Annotated in this window: 15 protein-coding genes; 13 read left to right on the top strand and 2 right to left on the bottom strand. The window is 65.2% G+C overall.

The genetic code is table 11. The features are described from left to right. From FJU31_RS19355 to cyoD, 9 genes are all read left to right on the top strand, one after another. Positions 1-196, top strand: a 196-nt coding sequence (locus FJU31_RS19355) for a hypothetical protein (RefSeq protein WP_223176414.1), incomplete at its 5' end; no start/stop codon positions are given. 507 nt (positions 197-703) lie between these two features. Further along, positions 704-1,576: an RHS repeat-associated core domain-containing protein gene (locus FJU31_RS13635; protein WP_150455234.1), complete on the top strand. Its 873-nt coding sequence runs from the start codon at positions 704-706 to the stop codon at positions 1,574-1,576. After that, positions 1,573-2,016, top strand: coding sequence for a DUF4265 domain-containing protein (locus FJU31_RS13630; protein ID WP_150455233.1), 444 nt, complete (start codon positions 1,573-1,575; stop codon positions 2,014-2,016). Before FJU31_RS13635 ends, FJU31_RS13630 begins: the two co-directional genes overlap by 4 nt. 1,239 nt (positions 2,017-3,255) lie before the next feature. Beyond that, complete coding sequence (locus tag FJU31_RS13625; protein ID WP_116863975.1) at positions 3,256-3,612, top strand: hypothetical protein; 357 nt, start codon at positions 3,256-3,258, stop codon at positions 3,610-3,612. A gap of 39 nt (positions 3,613-3,651) precedes the next feature. Further along, entirely contained in the window at positions 3,652-4,911 is a 1,260-nt protein-coding gene (locus tag FJU31_RS13620; RefSeq protein ID WP_188115503.1) for a hypothetical protein, read from the top strand. Positions 4,912-5,188: 277 nt separating this feature from the next. After that, positions 5,189-6,232, top strand: coding sequence for a ubiquinol oxidase subunit II (gene cyoA / locus FJU31_RS13615; RefSeq protein ID WP_150455231.1), 1,044 nt, complete (start codon positions 5,189-5,191; stop codon positions 6,230-6,232). A gap of 2 nt (positions 6,233-6,234) precedes the next feature. Next, positions 6,235-8,232 (top strand): cytochrome o ubiquinol oxidase subunit I, encoded by a 1,998-nt coding sequence (cyoB, locus tag FJU31_RS13610; protein ID WP_150455230.1) that lies wholly within the window; start codon positions 6,235-6,237, stop codon positions 8,230-8,232. After that, entirely contained in the window at positions 8,229-8,867 is a 639-nt protein-coding gene (cyoC, locus tag FJU31_RS13605; RefSeq protein ID WP_150455229.1) for a cytochrome o ubiquinol oxidase subunit III, read from the top strand. Before cyoB ends, cyoC begins: the two co-directional genes overlap by 4 nt. Further along, positions 8,867-9,208, top strand: coding sequence for a cytochrome o ubiquinol oxidase subunit IV (gene cyoD / locus FJU31_RS13600; RefSeq protein ID WP_150455228.1), 342 nt, complete (start codon positions 8,867-8,869; stop codon positions 9,206-9,208). The genes cyoC and cyoD overlap by 1 nt, the downstream gene beginning before the upstream one ends. 189 nt (positions 9,209-9,397) lie before the next feature. On the opposite strand, the gene FJU31_RS13595 is transcribed toward cyoD, so the two are convergent. Continuing rightward, positions 9,398-11,455 (bottom strand): putative bifunctional diguanylate cyclase/phosphodiesterase, encoded by a 2,058-nt coding sequence (locus FJU31_RS13595; RefSeq protein WP_150455227.1) that lies wholly within the window; start codon positions 11,453-11,455, stop codon positions 9,398-9,400. Positions 11,456-11,656: 201 nt separating this feature from the next. On the opposite strand from FJU31_RS13595, the gene radA reads away from it, so the two are divergent. From radA to FJU31_RS13580, 3 genes are all read left to right on the top strand, one after another. Beyond that, positions 11,657-13,036 carry a DNA repair protein RadA gene (gene radA, locus FJU31_RS13590; protein WP_150455226.1) on the top strand — a complete coding sequence of 460 codons (1,380 nt, stop codon included), beginning with the start codon at positions 11,657-11,659 and terminating at the stop codon, positions 13,034-13,036. Between the two features lie 216 nt (positions 13,037-13,252). After that, complete coding sequence (locus FJU31_RS13585; protein ID WP_150455225.1) at positions 13,253-15,109, top strand: ATP-binding protein; 1,857 nt, start codon at positions 13,253-13,255, stop codon at positions 15,107-15,109. Between the two features lie 56 nt (positions 15,110-15,165). Then, positions 15,166-17,472: a tetratricopeptide repeat protein gene (locus FJU31_RS13580; RefSeq protein ID WP_150455224.1), complete on the top strand. Its 2,307-nt coding sequence runs from the start codon at positions 15,166-15,168 to the stop codon at positions 17,470-17,472. Between the two features lie 369 nt (positions 17,473-17,841). Here the strand turns inward: FJU31_RS13580 and FJU31_RS13575 are convergent, their stop codons facing one another. After that, a complete protein-coding gene (locus tag FJU31_RS13575; protein WP_150455223.1) occupies positions 17,842-18,636 on the bottom strand; it encodes a cytochrome C assembly family protein in 795 nt (264 codons plus the stop codon). Between the two features lie 122 nt (positions 18,637-18,758). On the opposite strand from FJU31_RS13575, the gene ffh reads away from it, so the two are divergent. Then, the gene (ffh, locus tag FJU31_RS13570) at positions 18,759-20,135 is read left to right on the top strand and encodes a signal recognition particle protein (protein WP_150455222.1); all 1,377 of its coding nucleotides are present in this window, start codon (positions 18,759-18,761) and stop codon (positions 20,133-20,135) included. The last annotated feature ends 122 nt before the right edge of the window (positions 20,136-20,257 follow it).

Here is a 20,257-nt window from a genome sequence, read left to right as displayed (position 1 = left end):
GGTCGGAGAAGTTGAACAGGTCACCAAGGTCGAGCAATTGCTGTTGGATGGGCACAAAAAATCCGATGCCAGAAGACTGGCATCGGATTCTGATTGGCCCGGCTGCTTAAGTGAACAGCATTACGGCCCAGGCCGGGGCTTTTTGTTTGGATTGGGGTGGAACCCATTGATTGGTGAGGGATTCGTGTCGGACTGATTGCTCATCGCGCGCTCTGCTGCTAGCTGCGGAGGATTCTTGTCCGTACGGCAAGTCTGAGACTTGGCTGATGAACCGGCTTCTTTGCGACTTACCGGCCAGTTCTCGCGAATCGCGGCAGCTGCTGTTGTTGACTAGCTTTCCGGTCGACGGTCGAGACTTGGAAGTACTCGCAAGCCGCTCCTAGGCCTGCGCCGAGAACAGAAGGCCTTTGGTACAGAGGTGCTACGTCTTGCGGGTCAAGTAGTCCTGAAGCGCTTCGTCTCCGGCTTTCCCTTTCGTAAGCACTGATCAAGGTTGCAGGGGGGGGTGCAAAGGATCTTTAAGTGATGAGGCAGCGGATCTCTAACGAGGTATTAGCATTTCGATCTTTTTCGAGGCGCGCTTGTTGTCCTCGATCAACGCGGCGGGCTGCTCTGGGTGGTCGGCACCATTCGTGCCTACGGTGGAGCGGGGTCCGAAGCCGGAGAATCCGGGTGAGCCGCCGCTATGAACGGGGGAAATATCATGTCGAACCTGATCTCGCGTTTTACCTTTTGCTGGCTGTCGCTTCTTTGCATGGTTGCTTCTGCCAGTGCCCAGACGGTTACATACATCCATACTGACGCCCTGGGCTCGGTCGTGGCTGAGAGCGATGCCAACGGCAACGTGATCAAGCGCTATGACTACGAGCCCTATGGTGCCGTGGTGGGTGGTGAGGTCACGGATGGACCGGGATATACCGGACATGTGAGCGATGCGTCGACCGGGCTGAGCTACATGCAGCAGCGGTACATGGATCCGCAGCTGGGTGTGTTCCTGTCCGTGGATCCGGTGACGGCGTATGAGCAGCCGGTTGGGCAGTTCAATCGGTATCGGTACGCGAACGGGAATCCGTACAAGTTTACCGACCCGGACGGGCGGTATGCGATTGTTGCGGAAGTGATCTTGATTCCGCTTGCAGCAGGTGCCATCTACTACTTCAGTACAACGCCAGAGCAAAGACAAGAGCTAGGGCGGGATATAAGTCGTGCACTCAAAGGAGCGCTGCAGAAGTCAGAGGCGCCGAAGAACGAGCCGGCTTTAGTAAGTGACGGTTCAATTGTGTCGGATCGAGAGCCAGGAAGTGATGGCAAGTGGGGCTCAACCGGAGGCCCGGGAGCGGGGAAACGTTTTCCTAAAGAGTCTCCCGAAGTTAGGGCTGAGAAAGAGGGCATTCCGTGCGCCTATTGTGGGACTAGTACGACCAATACTTATGGGCTGCCAAATTCCCGAGAGAGAGATCACATTGACCCAGCATCCAAGGGTGGGAATAATAGCCCTGAGAACGAAAGAGATGCCTGCAGAACATGTAACAGAGAAAAAGGCGCGAACAATCCTGACGAGTGGGAAAAGCGATGAATGGCGAAGATATAAAGGTGCGTTTTGAGCTGGATGATGGTGGTGTTGAGGTTATGCATGCGCGTGCGTTGTCTAATGATGTTTTTGTCTTGGATAATATTCCTTTTTATGCGTATGGAGTTAGTTGCGGAGATGTGGTCACGGTGAGGTGTATCGATGATGGGCTTGTATTCGTAGCTGTTGCCGAGCGCGGGGGACATTCAACCTATCGCGTAAAGATGGCTGCATCTGCCATGCATGACACGTTCCTGGCTCGATGGGCGGAACTTGAGCGCCTTGGATGCAGCTACGAGGGGTCTAACGTGAACAATAGGCTCCTCTATGCGTTGGATGTACCGCCTGGGGCTCCACTAAATAAAATATATAAAATACTGGAGCAGGGTGAGGCTGATGGAGTTTGGGATTTTGAAGAGGGGGATTATTGTCCTTCAGGTAAATAGTGGATGTTCGGAACTTCCTGGTCACTTTCGATTGAGTGCTGAATTTATAGCGCTGGAGTGATCCAAAACAAAGAGTCACATGCGATCATCTTGTTTTTCCGAAGTCTAAGTGTCCTTGCGGGCCATCTAGGGAGCGTTGCTCCTATCCAAGTATCAACTGCTGAGGCACCATCAAGTTACACGGCGCGAACAAGCTAGGCACCTGGGCGCTATGCTTAGCTAGCCCCGGCAGCGGGCTTTCGTATAGCCGAACTGTCGCTTGAGACCTGGAGCGAATGCTCGGCCTTGGCGCGCGGGCTGGACTTGCAGCTTTTCCGGGGATCAACCTGCTCGCGCTCGCGCGCGTCGCCAATGGCCTTGACTTTCAAGCGATTGGCGGCAATAAAAAAAGTCGCCGCAATAAGGCTCCGAGCTTTGGGCATGGCGCAACGCTACGAGGTGACGTTGGTTGACAGACTTAACCTTGTACGATCTACCGCGGATGACAATGCGCATGCATGGCAGGTCCTGATTCGTGAGACACGATTCAAGTATTGGGATGGGGATATCGAAGACGGTTGGGTCGACTATCGTGTGATCTCCCTCGGTCTTGAATCCAGAAACTGCGCGAGCAGTGTCGGATAAGGAAGTGATCCGACTTGGACTTCGACTCAATGGGGCGTGTGGCCGGTGCGCGGAAGTTGCGGGCGTGGCCTGTCGCTTATTGCGCGTTAAATCAGCCGGTTGCGTCACGATGCCCCGTCCCTGGCGGTATCAGAACATCCAGTCACCCACCTTCATACAAGTAGTGGGAAGCGGAAAGCGTCACGCGCCCCGCTGATTTCCGGCCCGTCTGCGCCACCCCATGTCGTGTATGCCCTCACATCACCGCGCTCACGACTTTCCATGTCGCCTCCGCCACTCCCACGCACATGCAAAACTCCCTCCCGCACGCTCGATGCGTTCGAACCTTTCGGATTTTTCTCATTGAATCGAACGTGCAGGCGTAAACAACATGGCGCGCCACCGAAAACGGGTGGCCGGGCATCCAAACCCGAAGACGTTTAGTTTTTTACGCTTGCCAGTCGGCACCGTCCTGAAGCGGTGCCGGCTGGCAATCCGTCGGCCTCTATGGCGGGCGGTGCGTGGGGATCTTCGGATCCGCCGGTCTCAGCTAAACGTCCCGGTTTGGAACCCGCACCGTCCGCCACCCGCCTCCGCGCGGTGGCGCTGTTAAGTACAGCCACGGAAGCCGACGCCATGACCACCCGCAAGACTCCGCCGTTCCCCATCGATGACCCCATCAACGACGACGCCAACCCGGCCGACGAACTGAGCACCTTCCAGGGCTGCCTGCGGCGCATCCGCGATGGCGAAGGCTCCGATGGCATGCTCTGGCCCGAAGAGAACTTGTCCGAGGGCCGTCGCCAGTCCCTGGCGCGCATCGACCGCGCCGCCGTCGCCATCCTGACCGCGGTGGAGATGCTGCACGCGGCCAGTCGCTGCAAGTCGGTGGCCACGCCCAAGCGCCATCTGGATGAAGGCGTGGTCGAGGGGCTGTTTTTCGCCTGCCGCGAACTGGCCGAACTGGTGTGCAGGGAAGTCAGGCCAAGCTGATACGCTTCGCCTGCACGCCGCGCCGCGCGGCCCCAGGGAGTGTGTGCCATGGCATCAGGGAATGTGTTGGGTCGGTCCATCCTCGCCGCAGCCTTCGTGGTTGCGGCCACACTGCCTGCGCTGGCAGGGGCCGCGCCGGAGGCCGAGACCACCCGGTTCGTGCGGGAAACCCGGCAGCTGGAGGTGTCTCCGCTGCAGCCCGGCGCGGAGGAGATGCGGCGCTGGCTGCTCAACTGGGCGCTGGAAACCCCGGATTATCAGGTGATTATCTGCCCGGTCCTCGGGCTGCCCGAGACCGTGGATGAGGAAACCTCGATCGCGCCGGAAGTACTCGCGCAGCAGACCTTCGGAAACCTGGCGTACCAGATCACCGAAGGCAGCGACGGCGACGAGCTGAATCGGCAGCTGGCGGGCGTGGAAAGTGCGCTCAAGGCCTACGCGGTGTTCATCGAGGCTGATCCGTCGTTGAAGATCCCGGGCGTGGATCACCTGGCCGCGCTGAAGAAGGCCGGCACCCTGCGCGCGCATGTGGCGGCGATCCTTGACGAGAAGTGCGGCGCCGATGCGCCCCGGGAAACTCTGAGCCTGGACGCGGAGGATGCAGTGCCGCCGGACCTTACGGTGTTCCTGGGCGATTTCCTGCGCGGCACCAGCGTGGTCTATCCGATGCAGGTGGGCCAGTGGCAGGCGGTAAATGAGCGCCGGTACGACGATGTACTGGGTGGCGCTTCGGTCCGCTTCGAGCGGCCGGGCGACAAAACCGGCTGGATCGACCTGTACTTCTATCCCGCCGGCGTGCAGGAACCGGCCCAGCAGCGGGCGGCGGCCGAAGGCGAGCGCGAGGCGTTGCTGGACGCGCGCAGGGAAAAGATGGCCAGCGAGCGCGACATGTCCCCGCTGCGATCCATGGTGGTGCCGGTCGCCAGTCTCGCGCCCGGTGGGTCTGCACGGGTGGATGCGAACGTGCTGGACTTCCGTTACAGCCACGAGGGCACGGCCTACAGCTCGGTGATGGTCTTCGCGATCGACCGCATGTACGCCATCAAGCTGCGCTACAGCGTGGAGGCCACCGAGGCCAGCCGCGAGCAGGCGCGCCGCGAGGCGGAAACCTTCTTCAGGACACTGCTGTCGGGCGTTGAGATCACCAGCTTCGGCAGTTGCGGCGGGGCGCCTGCGGAGCATCAGCTGCGGCTGCGCATGGGCTGCGTGGGTGCCGATCCGCTGCTGCCGGTAGTGGGCGAGGGCCAGCGCGAGCTGCGCTTCGAGTACCCTGCGCCCGCCGGCGCGGCGGGGCAGTAGGGGGCCAGCCATCTGAATTCCTGAATGCGTTCATCGGGCTTTGCCGATTCCGGCATCCGCGCGCTCTGCGCACCCGGTGCGACAACGTGTCGCAGCGATATCCGGCCACTTCCTGCGCTGGATCATTGTCAATGCCCTTCTTAAATGATGCGTGACGGCCTAAAATTGAAAGGCTGACTCGACCCCACCTCACTGCCTGTCTCAACCGCAGGCGGGACCGGCTTTGGCCGGAGCGGGCAGGACGGGGAACGGCATTCCCTCGCAATTGGATCGACCGATGATTCCGTTGAAAACCCTTGGGCGCTGGTTGCGCCCGGGCCTGCTGCTGTCGTTGCTGGTGATGCTCACCGGTTGCGATGCAGTGGCCATCCTCAGTCCGAAGGGCCAGATCGGCCAGGATGAGAAGACCCTGCTGATCACGGCCACCGTGCTCATGCTGCTGGTCGTCATCCCGGTCATCATCATGACCCTGACCTTCGCGTGGAAGTATCGCGCCTCCAACACCAAGGCCCGCTACGAGCCGAAGTGGTCCCACTCGACGGCGATCGAGGTGGTGGTGTGGTCGATCCCCTGCATGATCGTGCTGGTCCTGGCGGTGCTGACCTGGCGGTCCTCGCACGCGCTTGACCCGTACAAGCCGCTGGAATCGGACGTCAAGCCGGTCACCATCGAGGCGATCTCGCTGGACTGGAAGTGGCTGTTCATCTATCCGGAAGAGAAGGTTGCGGTCGTCAACGAGATCAAGTTCCCGGTCAACACCCCGCTGAACTTCAAGATCACGTCCGACACGGTGATGAATGCGTTCTTCATCCCGCACCTGGGCAGCATGATCTATTCGATGGCGGCGATGGAGACCAAGCTCCACCTGATCGCCAACGAGACCGGTGAGTTCCCGGGCATGTCCTCGCATTACAGCGGCCTGGGCTTCGCCAAGATGCATTTCACCGCCTATTCGGTCACCGATGCCGAATACCGCCAGTGGCTGGACCAGGTCCGCGCCGGCAAGGAGACGCTGAACCAGGCGTCCTTCAAGGCTCTGGGCGAAGCGAAGAACTCCGAGTGGTATCCGGTGACCTACTACGGCACCGTGGAAGAAGGCCTGTTCGACTGGGTCCTCGCCAAGCATATGGGTGACAACAAGCACTACGGCATGAAGCATTCCCACGCGGGTGCCGCAGCCGCCGATGCGTCCAGCCATGAAGCGCACGAGGGGCACGCCCCGACCGAGGCGCATGATTCCAAGGAATCCGGGAAGAACCTGGATGCCACTGACGCAGACGAACACGGTGGCCATGAAGGCCACATGGGTTCGGGAGAATGAACATGCTGGGAAAACTCTCTCTTGAGTCGATCCCCCACGATCCGATCGTGCTGACCACCCTGGTCGGCGCGGTGCTGGGTGGCCTGGGCGTCATGGCCCTGATCACCAAGTTCAAGCTGTGGGGCTATCTGTGGAAAGAGTGGTTCACTTCGGTGGACCACAAGAAGATCGGCGTGATGTACCTCATCGTCGCCTTCGTCATGCTGCTGCGCGGGTTCTCCGACGCCATCATGATGCGTACCCAGCAGGCCATCGCCGTCGGCGGGTCCGAGGGTTACCTGCCGCCGCACCACTACGACCAGATCTTCACCGCCCACGGCGTGATCATGATCTTCTTCGTGGCGATGCCGCTCATCACCGGCCTGATGAACCTGGCCGTGCCGCTGCAGATCGGTGCGCGCGACGTCGCGTTCCCGTTCGTCAACTCGCTCAGCTTCTGGCTGTTCGTATCCGGCGCGGTGTTGATCATGCTGTCGCTGTGGATCGGTGAATTCGCCGCCACCGGCTGGCTGGCCTTCCCGCCATTGTCGGGTATCGAGTACAGCAACAATGTAGGTATGGATTACTACATATGGGGCCTACAGGTGGCGGGCCTGGGTACCACCCTGAGTGGTATCAACTTCTTCATCACCATCCTGAAGATGCGCACCCCGAGCATGAAGCTGATGCAGATGCCGGTGTTCACCTGGACTGCCCTGGTGACCAACGTGCTGATCGTCGCTGCCTTCCCGGTGCTGACCATCACCCTGGTGCTGCTGACCCTGGATCGTTACCTGGGTACGCACTTCTTCACCAATGATGGTGGCGGCAACGCCATGCTGTACATCAACCTGATCTGGATCTGGGGTCACCCGGAAGTCTATATCCTGGTGCTGCCGGCCTTCGGCGTGTTCTCCGAAGTCATCGCGACCTTCTCGCGCAAGGCACTGTTCGGGTACAAGGGCATGGTCTACGCCACCGCCTGCATCGGCGTGCTGTCGTTCATCGTGTGGCTGCACCACTTCTTCACCATGGGCTCGGGTGCCAACGTCAATGCCTTCTTCGGCATCACGACGATGATCATCTCGATCCCCACCGGTGTGAAGATCTTCAACTGGCTGTTCACCATGTTCCGCGGCCGCGTGCACTTCACCACGCCCGTGCTGTGGACCATCGGTTTCATGGTCACCTTCGTCATTGGCGGCATGACCGGCGTGATGCTGGCGATCCCGGCCATCGACTTCGTGCTGCACAACAGCCTGTTCCTGATCGCCCACTTCCACAACGTCATCATCGGCGGCGTGGTGTTCGGCATGTTCGCCGGCATCACCTACTGGTGGCCGAAGATGTTCGGCTACCGCCTGAACGAGTTCTGGGGCAAGTGCGCCTTCTGGTGCTGGTTCATCGGCTTCTATGTGACCTTCATGCCGATGTACGTGCTGGGCTTCATGGGCATGACCCGTCGTCTGCAGAGCACCGTCAACCCGGCCTACGAGCCGTTCCTGCTGGTGGCTGCGGTGGGTGCCTTCATCGTGGGTGCCGGCATCCTGTGCCAGATCATCCAGGTGGCCGTGTCCATCCGCGACCGCAAGAAGACCGCCGACCTGACCGGCGACCCGTGGGATGCCCGTACGCTGGAGTGGGAAACCTCTTCGCCGCCGGCCTTCTACAACTTCGGCGCCCTGCCGGAAGTCACCGAGCTAGACGATTTCTGGGAGCGCAAGCAGCGTGGTGAAGCCTGGCCGAAGCCGGCCAAGTACACCGACATCCACATGCCGCGCAACACCGGCACGGGCGTGGTGATCGGCGCCTTCAGCATGGTCTTCGGCTTTGCCATGATCTGGCACATCTGGTGGCTGGCCATCATCGGCTTCGTCGGCATGATCGCCACGTTCATCTACCGCACCTTCGACCAGGACGTGGACTACTGGGTCCCGGCCGCCGAGGTGGAACGCATCGAGAACGAACACCGCAAGCACCTGGAAGCCCAGGGCCTGGTGAAGTCGGAGCTGAAGGCATGAGCACCAATACCTCGACCCTGAGCCACGGGCACGCCGCGCACGCGGCGGCCCATGGCCATGACGACCACGAGCACCACGACACCGGCGGCAATACCGTCTTCGGTTTCTGGGTGTACCTGATGAGCGACTGCCTCATCTTCGCCTCGCTGTTCGCCACCTACGTGGTGCTGGCCGGCGGCACCGATGGCGGCCCCGGCGCGAAGGACCTGTTCGAGCTGCCGTTCGTGGCGTGGGAAACCGCGCTGCTGCTGACCTCGTCGCTGACGTTCGGCCTGGGCATGATCGCCATGCACCGCAAGCAGGTCGGCCAGATGTTCCTGTGGCTGGGCGTGACCTGGCTGCTGGGCTTCGGCTTCATGTGCATGGAAGTCTATGAGTTCCAGCACCTGATCCATCAGGGCTATGGTCCGGACCGCAGTGCCTTCCTGTCGGCGTTCTTCGCCCTGGTCGGTACCCACGGCCTGCACGTCAGCGCCGGCCTGCTGTGGCTGCTGGTCATGTTCGTGCAGCTGAAGAAGTACGGCCTGACCCCGACCAACAAGACCCGCATGGCGTGCCTGAGCCTGTTCTGGCACTTCCTGGATCTCATCTGGATCGGCGTGTTCTCCGTCGTCTACCTCAATGGAGCGCTGTAATGGCACATGACAACCATGCACATGACCACGCAGCGGGTGGCGAGAGCCACGGCAGCGTCAAGTCCTACCTGATCGGCTTCGTGCTGGCGGTGGTGCTGACCGTCATCCCGTTCTGGATGGTGATGTCCGGCGATTTCTCGCGCACCGCCTGCGGTGTGGTGATTGCGGTCACCGCGGTGCTGCAGATGCTGGTCCACCTGGTGTTCTTCCTGCACCTGGACCGCTCTTCGGAAAGCCGCTGGAACGTCAACGCTGCTGCCTTCACCGTCGTGGTGATCGGCATCATCGTGGCCGGCACCCTGTGGGTCATGCACAACATGAACGTGCACATGATGCACTGACGTCTTCGCGACGTTGCCACACACGGAAAGGCCGCCCTTCGGGGCGGCCTTTTCGTTTGGGTGGGGTAGGGCGGATGCGTCGTGTGCCCGCCGGGCATGGCCCGGCGCTACCGGTTGGTGCGTGCGTTGGTAGCGCCGGGCCATGCCCGGCGGCGGTAGATCCACGCCACGCGTGGATGAACCGCCTGCTTACCCCACCTTGCGCAGGAACTCGTCCGGCTCCATCGGCCGGCCCAGGTGGTACCCCTGCAGCTGGTCGCAGCCCAGCCCGCTCAGATATTCCTGCTGCTCGCGCGTTTCCACGCCCTCGGCCACCACCTGCAGCTGCAGCGACCGCCCGAGCGCCACGATCGACGACACGATGGCCGCGTCCTCAGCGTTCTTCTCCAGGTCGCGCACGAACGCGCGGTCGATCTTCAGCTCGGTGGCCGGCATCCGCTTCAGATAGAGCAGGCTGGAATAGCCGGTGCCGAAATCATCGATGGAGATCTGCACCCCCATCGCGGTCAGGTCGTTGAGGATGGCCAGGCTGGCTTCGACGTCCTTCATCGCCGTGGTTTCGGTGATCTCCAGGGTCAGCCGCTGCGGCGCGATCGCATGACGCGCCAGCACGTCGCGCACGTTGTCCACCAGCGAGGGCGAGGAGAACTGCAGCGCCGACAGGTTCACCGCCATCGTCCATTCCGGGTGGCCGGAATCGTGCCAGGCGCGCAGCTGCGCGCAGGCCTGGTCCAGCACCCAGTCGCCGATCGGCAGGATCAGCCCGCTGCGCTCGGCAATCGGGATGAACACATCCGGGGCAAGCATGCCCAGCTCCGGGTGCTGCCAGCGCAGCAGGGCCTCGGCGCCCACTGCAGGCGTACCGGCGGCGACGAACTTCGGCTGGTAGTGCAGGCGCAGCTCGCCGCGGTCGCTGGCGCGGCGCAGGTCCTGCAGCAACCGCAGCTGGCGGTTGGCGCTGACCTGCATCGACGGGGTGAAGAAGGTATAGCCGTTCCGGCCGCCATCCTTGGTGTGGTACATCGCCGCGTCGGCGTGCGCCATCAGTTCGCGCTCGGTGGCGCCGTCGTCCGGGTACAGGGCAATGCCGAGGCTGGCGCTGACCTGCAGTTCGGCGGCGTCGATCAGGAACGGCTCGGCCATGGCCGCTACGATGCGCTCGGCCACTACCACCGCATCGTCCGGTGCGTCGATGGCCAGCACGATCACGAACTCGTCGCCGCCGAGCCGGGCAAGGGTGTCCTGCGGGCGCAACAATCGGCTGACCCGCTCGCTCATGCGTACCAGTAGGCGGTCGCCCAGCTGGTGGCCATAGGCATCATTGACCGCCTTGAAGCCGTCAAGATCGCAGAACATCACGGCCAGGCCATGGCCGCGGCGGCGTGCCTTTTCTATCGATTGCTCGATGCGATCCTGCAGCAGCATGCGGTTGGGCAGCTGGGTGAGGGGGTCGTGCAGCGCGGCCTGCAGCAGCTTGTCGTTGGCTTTCTCCAGCGATTCAGCCAGCAGACCGGTGCGCTCGCGCATCTGCCGGTCGAACAGCGAGGCCACCAGGGCGATGCCGATGGTGCCCAACGTGGTGACGATGACCAGCACCGCCAGCCAGCGGCTGTCGATGCCACCATGGATGGCCGCGCCGCAGATGCTGCCTTCGGGGAAGTTGGCAGCGGCCATGCCGGTGTAGTGCATGCCGACGATGGCCAGGCCCATCACCAGGGAAGCCAGCAGCCGCAGGCGCACGGTGCGCGCACCTTGGCCGCGCAGGCGGAAAGCGATCCACAGCGCGGCCCCGGCGGCACCGACGGCAATCAGGATCGAGGCGGCAAACCACGCGGGGTCATAATCGATGCCCGGCTGCATGCGCATGGCGGCCATGCCCAGGTAGTGCATGGCCGCAATTCCCAGGCCGAGCAGCACCGCGCCGGCCAGCAGCCGGCGGCCGGGCAGCAGCGGGCGCGAGACCAGCCATAGCGCGTACGCCGATGCGCCCACCGAGACCGCCAGCGAGTACAGGGTGATGGCCAGGTCATAGCCGACCGGGATCGGCAGGCTGAAGGCCAGCATCCCCACAAAATGCATGGACCAGATGCCCAGGCCCATCGCCAGGGCGCCGCCGGTCAGCCACCAGCGCGCCTCCCGGCCCTCCGTCGTGGCCAGGCGGCCGGCCATGTCCAGTGCGGTATAGGACGCCAGGATGGCGACCAGCAGCGAGAAAACAACCAGGCTCTGGCTGTAGGTGCCAGTCATTGAAGATCCTTCGGGGGCGTGGAGAGGGCGCAGCGGCGCGGACTATAGCGGCTGCGCGGACGCCAACCTTAGAGCGTCAAAATGTGATGTTCATCTCATATTTGGGGATGTCGTGACCCCGTCGCCCTCATGCTGGGGTCGCAGCGGCTGCGACTGGCGTCGGCTATCCTCCTTCACCTCCCCGCACCGAAGTCCTGCCCCATGGCCAAAGCCCGCCTCACTGCCTATGTCTGCAACGAATGCGGCGCCGAGTACAGCAAGTGGCAGGGGCAGTGCACCGAGTGCAACGCCTGGAACTCCTTGTCGGAAATCGTGCTGGAGAGCGCGGCGGCGGCCAAGGCGCCTGCCTCGCGCAGGGCTGGCTGGGCCGGCAAGATCGACCCGCCGAAGATCACCGCGCTGAAGGACGTCGAGCAGACCGAGCATCGCCGGGTCAGTACCGGCATCGGCGAGTTCGACCGCGTGCTGGGCGGCGGCCTGGTCGAGGGCGCAGTGGTACTGGTCGGCGGCGATCCGGGCATCGGCAAGTCCACTCTGCTGCTGCAGGCGGTGGCGAAGATGGCGGCGGTGCTGCCGGTGCTGTATGTCACCGGCGAAGAATCGCTGGCCCAGGTGGCCGGCCGCGCGCACCGGCTGGAACTGCCGCTGGACGGGGTCAACGCGCTGGCCGAGACCGGCGTCGAGTCTATCCTGCAGCACGCGTCCAAGGCCGGTCCGCGGCTGATCGTGGCCGACTCGGTGCAGACCCTGTGGACCGAAACGCTGACCGCGGCGCCCGGCTCGGTGAGCCAGGTGCGTGAGAGCGCCGCGCGGCTGGTGCGCTTTGCCAAGGAAACCGGCACCGCCGTGTTCCTGGTCGGCCACGTGACGAAGGAAGGCGGCATCGCCGGACCGCGCGTGCTCGAACACATGGTTGACGCCGTGCTCTATTTCGAAGGCGAGAGCGGCAGCCGCTTCCGCCTGCTGCGCGCGTTCAAGAACCGCTTCGGCGCGGTCAACGAGCTGGGCGTGTTCGCCATGGGCGACAAGGGCCTGAAGGAAGTCTCCAACCCGTCGGCCATCTTCCTGTCCGGTGCCAGCACCCATCAGCCGGGCAGCTGCGTGATGGTGACCCGCGAGGGCACCCGGCCGCTGCTGGTGGAAGTGCAGGCGCTGGTCGATGCCTCGCCGCTGTCCAACCCGCGCCGTGTCGCCGTTGGCCTGGAGCAGAACCGCTTGGCCATGCTGCTGGCGGTGCTGCACCGTCATGGCGGCGTGCTGGTGGGCGACCAGGACGTGTTCGTCAATGTCGTCGGTGGCATCCGCGTGCAGGAGACCGCCGCCGATCTGCCGGTGCTGCTGGCCGTGCTGTCGTCGCTGCAGGACCGGCCGCTGGCGGAGAAAACGATTGCCTTCGGCGAGGTCGGCCTGTCCGGCGAGATCCGCCCGGTGCCCAACGGCGAGGACCGCCTGCGTGAAGCGGCGACCCACGGATTCAAGCGCGCCATCGTGCCCAGGGCCAACGCCCCCAAGGGCGGCACGGTGAAGGGCATGGACGTGATCGCGGTCGAACGCCTGTCCGAGGCCATCGACGCAGCGTGATGCGCGTCTGGTAGAGCCGAGCCCATGCTCGGCTGCTTCTCCCGCTTTTCTGTAGAGCCGAGCCCATGCTCGGCTGCTTTCCCGCCAAGAGCAGCCGAGCATGGGCTCGGCCCTACATACGTCCGATGCAGTAACGGTCAGCTTCGCTGTGCTAGTTTTCCCGGCTCGACGACGGCGCCTTTGCGGCGCCTTGTGTGGCAAGGAGTAAACGATTTCATGCAGGACCCCACGCTCAGCACCCCCGCCGCCGAAATCCGCCGCGCAGGGGTCGATCTCAATGGACTGATGACGGTGCTGGGCAAGCACCTGTATTCCACCCCGATGGTCGCCCTGCGCGAGCTGGTGCAGAACGCGCACGATTCCATCATTCGCCGCCGCCTGGAGCAGCCGGGCATCGAGCTGCCCTCGCGCATCTCGGTGCAGGTCGATGCCGCCGCCGGCCTGCTGCGCATCACCGACACCGGCGCCGGTCTGACCCGCCAGGAAATCCACGATTACCTGGCCACCGTCGGCGTCGGCTACACCCGCGGCCTGCGCCAGGGCGGTGATGACCAGGACGGCCTGATCGGCATGTTCGGCCTGGGCTTCCTCTCGGCCTTCGTGCTGGCGCGCCGGGTGAGCGTGCGCACCACCTCCTACCAGACGCCGGAGCTGGGCCACCTGTATGTCTCCAGCAACGCCGAGCAGTACACGGTGAGCGAAGTGCCGTCGCGCGCCGTCGGCACGGAAGTGGAGCTCGAGCTGCATGCCGACTTCCTGCCGCTGGCCAACGAGGCGCGCCTGTACGAGGTGCTGGGCCGCTACTGCGCGCTGCTGTCCGAACCGATCTTCATCGGCGCCGCTGCCGAAGCGCTCAACCCGGAGCCGCCACCGTGGCGCGGCCAGGGCGAGGTGGCGCTGCACCCAGTGCAGGCCCGTCGCCAGGCGCTGCAGTTCGCCGCGCGCTTCGAGCATGATTTCGAACCCATCGTGACCGTGCCGCTGCGCGCCGACGCCGACAGCGATGCCACCGGCATGCTGTGGGTGCAGGACGGCGCCACCTACGGCACCAGCGACAACCGCAATCTGTCGGTGTTCGTGCGCGGTATGCTGCTCGACGACGATGCGCGCGACCTGCTGCCGCCGTGGGCGGGCTTCATCGGCGGTGTGATCGAATCCTCGCGCCTGACCCCTACCGCCAGCCGCGAGGACCTGCAGCGCGACGACCAGTACCGCGCCGTGCAGCACGCGCTGCTGGAAGCGCTGATCGACGGCCTGGCCGAGGTCGCGCGGCAGCAGCCCGAAGCATGGCGACGCGTGCTGGCCCGCCACAACGAGGCGCTGCTGGGTGCCGCGCTGTGCGATGAGCGCCTGTTCGAGCTGCTGCTGGAACACGTGCGCGTGCCGACCTCGCAGGGCGACCTGCCAGCCAGCGCGCTGCCCGCGCGTGGTGCCGTGCACGTGATCCTCGACAACGGCGGCGGCTTCGAAGAAATGCTGTTCCGCGCGATGGGCGTGCCGGTCGCGCACGGCCATCGCTACGCGGTGGTGCCGTTCCTGCGCCGCTGGACCCAGGCCAAGGGCCTGCGCCTGGTGGAGCTCGGCACCGAGCAGGGCAATCGCGCGCTGTTCCGCACCGATGACAGCCTGGATGCGGCGCAGCTGGCGTGGCTGGGCGAGCACCTCGGTGATGGCGAGCAGCTGCTGCCGGCGCGCTTCAGCCCCGAGGCGCTGCCGGTGGTGGTGGTGCCCGACCGCGAGGCCGAGCTGAAGCAGCGCCTGGAAGACGACGAGAACGACAAACGCGTGTCGATGGCCGCGCTGCGACTGGCCCGCCAGTTCACTGCCCGCATCGAGGCGCGCGCACCGTCGCGGCTGTACATCAATCTGGACAACCCGGCCGTGCAGGCCCTGCTGCAGGCGCAGCGCGAGGGGCATCCGCAGGCACCGGCGGCCGCGCGCCTGCTGCGCTCGCTGAAGATCATCGTCTCTGCGCAGGGCCGCCCGCTGGCCCGCGGCGCGGCGACGCCCGGCCCGGACCTCAACGGCGCCTTCAGTGATATCGCCGGTGCTCTGCAGCAGATGCTGCGCTGAGCACCGCACACACTTTCTCTCATCCAGCCTCACGCTAGACAGGAGCACCAACCCCGATGGATATCTGGAACTGGGTCGAAAAGCTGCAGGAAGACCTGCGCCAGGCCGGCCAGGCGCAGAACGCGCACCTGCTGACCCGCCTTGCCGACGAAGTCAGTGAACTGCAGATCGACCGCGTCGATGCGCTGCTGCCCGAGGCGCGTGCGCTGGGCAAGGCGCTGGACAACCCCTGGGTCGACGTCTACGTCGGCCACTGGGCGCTGCGCAACCGCGTGGGGAACCGCGTCGAAGGCGAGAGCGCGCTCGGCGAGGCGGTCTCGCTGTTCGAGCGCGCGCACCGCGAGGACACCTTGGAATGCCCGCAGTCGATCTGCGTGACCCAGGATCTGGCCGCCTGCTACGGCAACATCGACGGCCCGGGTTGGGTGCCCGAGCGCATCGAAGTCTGCGACGAAACGCTGGCGCGCATCGATCCGACCTGGGCCTGCTTCCAGTGCCTGAGCTGCGAGAAGGCCGATGCGCTGCTCGATGACGGCCGCGCGCAGGACGCGCTGGATTACCTGAAGGCGCAGGCCGATGCGGTGGAAGCGCGTGGCAAGGAAGTGTTCGACAGCTTCCCGGAAATGCAGATCAAGATCCGGCTGGCCAGCGGCCGTGCCGACGAGGCGATGGTGCTGATCGAGCAGCGCGAAGCCGAAGTGGCCGCAGCCGGCGAGTACGAACCGGCCAACTGCACGGTGCCGCGCCGCCTGTCGCGCGCCTGGGCGCTGGCCCAGCTGGGCCGCGACGAAGAGGCGCTGCAGCAGCTGGTGCCGTGGAGCGAGCTGACCCCGAACACCTGGCGCCTGTGGGCCAACACGGTGGCGCTGCTGTGCAGCCGCGACCCGGCCCGCAACACCTGGGACCTGGGCACGCGCTTCAACACCATCATCGAGCACTTCGCCAGCGTCGGTGCCCACCGCCTGGTGATCGAGCTGGCTGCGCTGAGCCTGGAACTGGCCCTGCAGCGCGGCGCGCGCTGGGTGGCGCAGCGCCAGCTCGGCCTGGCCCGCACGCACCTGGCACAGCTGCGCCAGGACCGCGGTGCCGGCGCGTTGGTGGCCGGCCTGGCGGCCCGCATCGACGCACTACCCGAAGTTGAATCGCTGCCGGTGTCGGCCGCCGAACTGCTGGCGTGGCTGGAAGCGCGCGGCGAACAGCAGCAGTCGCGCGACCCCGAGCGCGAGGCACAGTGGCTGCTGCAGGCGCACGCGCAGTGCCCCGATGACGAGGCGTTGGCCGAGGTGGCCGCATCGGCGCTGAACGCCTGTGGCGCGCAGACCGAAGCGCGCGCGCTGCTGTGGGAGTTCGTGCGTGCGCACGCCCAGGAGGACGGCGCCGCTGCCTACACGCTGATGCGCTGGCTGACCGAGCAGGGCGATGATGATGGCCTGCGACGCCTGGCCGATACCTATCGCGGCAGCGTGCCGGTGTTCGCGCACTGGTGCGAGGTGCAGCGCGCACGCCGCGTGTCCGACTGGCCGGCGCTGGAGCAGGCCGCGCAGGCGCTGCTGGCGCTGTCGCCGGGGTCGCACGGCGCACGTGGCACGCTGGCGCGCATGTACATGGAAACCGGCCGCTTCAGCGATGCGCAGGCCTGCTACGCGCAGCTGGTGGAAACGCTGGAAGATCCCAATGCCGCGCACTGGGACCACATGAGCGCCGCCAGTGCCGCGCGCGACTGGGACGCGGTGCGCCGCTCGGCCGCCGCCATCGGCATGGAGCTGACCAGCCAGGACGGCGTGGTCGAAGAGCCGTGGGGCTGGGTGATCATCCGCAGCCTGGAACAGGGCGAGCCGATGGAGTACTACGCGCGCCGGACCGGCCCGGTGACCGCGCGCATCGTCGAGAACGCGCCGGCCAACCGTGCCCAGCAGGTGGGTGACTGGGTGGTGTTCGATGCCGCGCTGGTGCACCCGGCACCGGAAGAGGAAGATCAGCGCCAGCACTTCATTCCGACCTATGCGCAGGTGCATGTGCTGGAACGTGGTGGCTTCGAGCGCAGCTGGCTGATCGACGGCGCGCACCCGGGCGAGGAGGCCTGGAACGCGTTCGTGGAAGGTGCCGAAGCGCAGGGCTGGCAGGTGTGGGTGCACAGCCGCCCGGATTACACCGTGACCGACCCGGATGCGGACCAGGGCACGCTGCCGGGCCTGCTGTTCACCGTGGCCCAGCCGCAGGGGCATGCGCCGCTCGCGCTGCACCGCCACCTGCAGCAGGCCACCGCCGGCTGGCCGCATCCGATGTGCTGGCTGCGCCTGGCCGAAGCCTGTGACCAGGAACGCCAGCCGCATCTGGATGTGATCGAGCGCTACGGCCTGTAGGCTCTACCGCGCTGCGCGCTCGCCGGGCAGGGCCCGGCGCTACCGGTCCCCGGTGGGCGCCGACCGGGGGTCGGCACGCATCGCGCGGATTGTTGTAGAGCCGAGCCTGCGCTCGGCTCACGCGGCGAAGCAGCCGAGCATGGGCTCGGCTCTACACACCTGTCCCGTGCCCTGAGGTGGTTGCCGACCGTTGGTCGGCACGCCTTTACTCGTTCACGCCGACGGCGCCATGCAGCGGCACGCATCGCGCGGATTGTTGTAGAGCCGAGCCCATGCTCGGCTCATGTGGCAAAGCAGCCGAGCATGGGCTCGGCTCTACACACCTGTCCCGTACCCTGAGGTGCGTGCCGACCGTTGGTCGGCACGCCTTTACCGTGTATGCCCGAACACCAGCTCGATCACGAACTGGCTGCCGAAGAACGCCAGCAGCAGCAACAGCATCGCCGACAGCGTCCAGTGCACCGCCTTCACCCCGCGCCAGCCATAGCGGCGGCGGCCGATCAGCAGCACGCCGAACACGATCCACGACAGCACGCTGAGCACGGTCTTGTGCACCAGCTTCTGCGCCAGCAGGTCATCGACGAACAGCACGCCGGTGACCAGGGTCAGGGTGAGCAGGGCGAAGCCCACGGTGATGACCCGGAACAGCAGCGCCTCCAGATCGGCCAACGGCGGCAGCGCACGCAGCCACGGGCGGAACTCGCGGCGGCGCAGCGCCCGTTCCTGCAGCCACAGCATGATCGCCAGCAGGGCGGCGATGCTCAGCGTGGCGTAGGCCAGCAGGGCCAGCCAGGCGTGGCTGGCCAGGCGCCAGCCCAGCACCCTGCTCGGTTCGTGGCCGTAGCCGTGGTAGACCGCCAGCAGCAGCGCGGCCAGCGGAAACACCACCACGCCCAGTGCCGACATGCGCCCGCGCGCGCCGACCAGCGAGGTCAGCCAGGCCATGCCCAGGCCGACCAGCGACAGCGCAGCAAAGAAGTGCATGTCCGGCCCGCCACTGGTTCGCAGCGCCACCAGCACGTGATAACCAGCGTGCAGCACCATGGCCGGCAGCGCTGGCCACAGCCAGGTGGGCGAACCGACGGCCTCATCGCGGCCAAGCGCACGCACCAGCAGGGCGCTGGCGGCCAGGTAGAGCAGGGCGGCGATGAGAACGATTGGCATCGTCGCAGTTTCGCATACCCCCGTGATGCTGGCGACGGCCCGGTGGTCGCAGCCCGGGAAGGCGGGCGGACCCGTTATACTGTCGGCCTTATTGTCCCCCGCTTTCAGACAGGTTGCGCCGCATGTTCGAGTCCCTGACCCAGCGCCTTTCCGGCACCATCGAGCGCCTGCGTGGCCGCGGCCGCCTGACCGAGGAGAACATCCGCGAGGCGACCCGCGAAGTGCGCATCGCGCTGCTTGAGGCCGACGTCGCGCTGCCGGTGGTGCAGGCCCTGATCGAGCGCATCAAGGTGCGCGCAGTCGGCCAGGAAGTGCTGAAGTCGCTGACCCCGGGCCAGGCCCTCATCAAGGTCGTGCGCGACGAGCTGACCGCGGTGATGGGCGCCGAAGCCAGCGACCTGAACCTCAATGTTCCCGCCCCGGCCATCATCCTGATGGCAGGCCTGCAGGGCGCCGGCAAGACCACCACCGTGGGCAAGCTGGCCAAGCACCTGAAGGAAAAGCGCAAGAAGAAGGTGATGGTGGTGTCGGCCGACGTCTACCGTCCGGCCGCGATCGAGCAGCTGAAGACCCTGGCCGAGCAGGTCGGTGTGCTGTTCTTCCCGTCCAGCGCCGATCAGAAGCCGGAAGCCATTGTCCGCGCCGCCATCGACGATGCGCGCAAGTCGTTCGTGGATGTGCTGCTGGTCGATACCGCCGGCCGCCTGGCCATCGACGAAGCGATGATGGCCGAGATCAAGGCCTTGCATGCGGCGGTCAACCCGGCGGAAACCCTGTTCGTGGTCGACGCCATGACCGGCCAGGACGCGGCCAACACCGCCAAGGCCTTCGGCGATGCGCTGCCGCTGACCGGCGTGGTGCTGACCAAGACCGACGGTGACGCCCGTGGCGGTGCCGCGCTGAGCGTGCGCTACATCACCGGCAAGCCGATCAAGTTCGTCGGTGTCAGCGAAAAGCCGGAAGGCCTGGACGTATTCCACCCGGACCGTATCGCCAGCCGCATCCTCGACATGGGCGACGTGCTGTCGCTGGTGGAGCAGGTCGAGCAGCAGGTCGACAAGGACAAGGCCGCCAAGCTGGCCGAGAAGGTCGCCAAGGGCAAGAAGTTCGACCTCAACGACATGCGCGACCAGCTGGAGCAGATGCAGAACATGGGCGGCATCGGCAGCCTGATGGACAAACTGCCGGGCCTGGGCAACATCCCCGATCACTTGAAGCAGCAGGTCAGCCAGGGCAAGGAAGTGCCGCGCATGATCGCCATCATCAGCTCGATGACCAAGAAGGAACGGCGCAACCCGAACCTGCTCAATGGCTCGCGCCGCGCGCGCATCGCCAAGGGCTCGGGCGTGACCCCGGCCGACGTCAACAAGCTCATGAAGCAGTACATGCAGATGGAAAAGATGATGAGCAAGATGGCTGGCGGCGGCATGAAGGGCATGATGCGCAGCATGAAGGGCATGATGGGCGCCATGGGCGGCCGCGGCATGCCGTTCCGTTGATGTGCAGCGCCGCGGGCATGCGCCGTGGTCGGCGCGGCCTGCGTAGCGTCGAGCTTGCTCGACTGCTGCTGGGGGGCCACTCGGGCAAACAAGACGCGGACCCCCAACAGCGCGCACCCAGG

Origin of the sequence: Stenotrophomonas cyclobalanopsidis (assembly GCF_008710035.1) — a bacterium.
Taxonomy (GTDB): domain Bacteria; phylum Pseudomonadota; class Gammaproteobacteria; order Xanthomonadales; family Xanthomonadaceae; genus Stenotrophomonas; species Stenotrophomonas cyclobalanopsidis.
The sequence above is the reverse complement of the archived record's forward strand: the minus strand, read 5'-3'. Positions and strand labels throughout refer to the sequence as shown.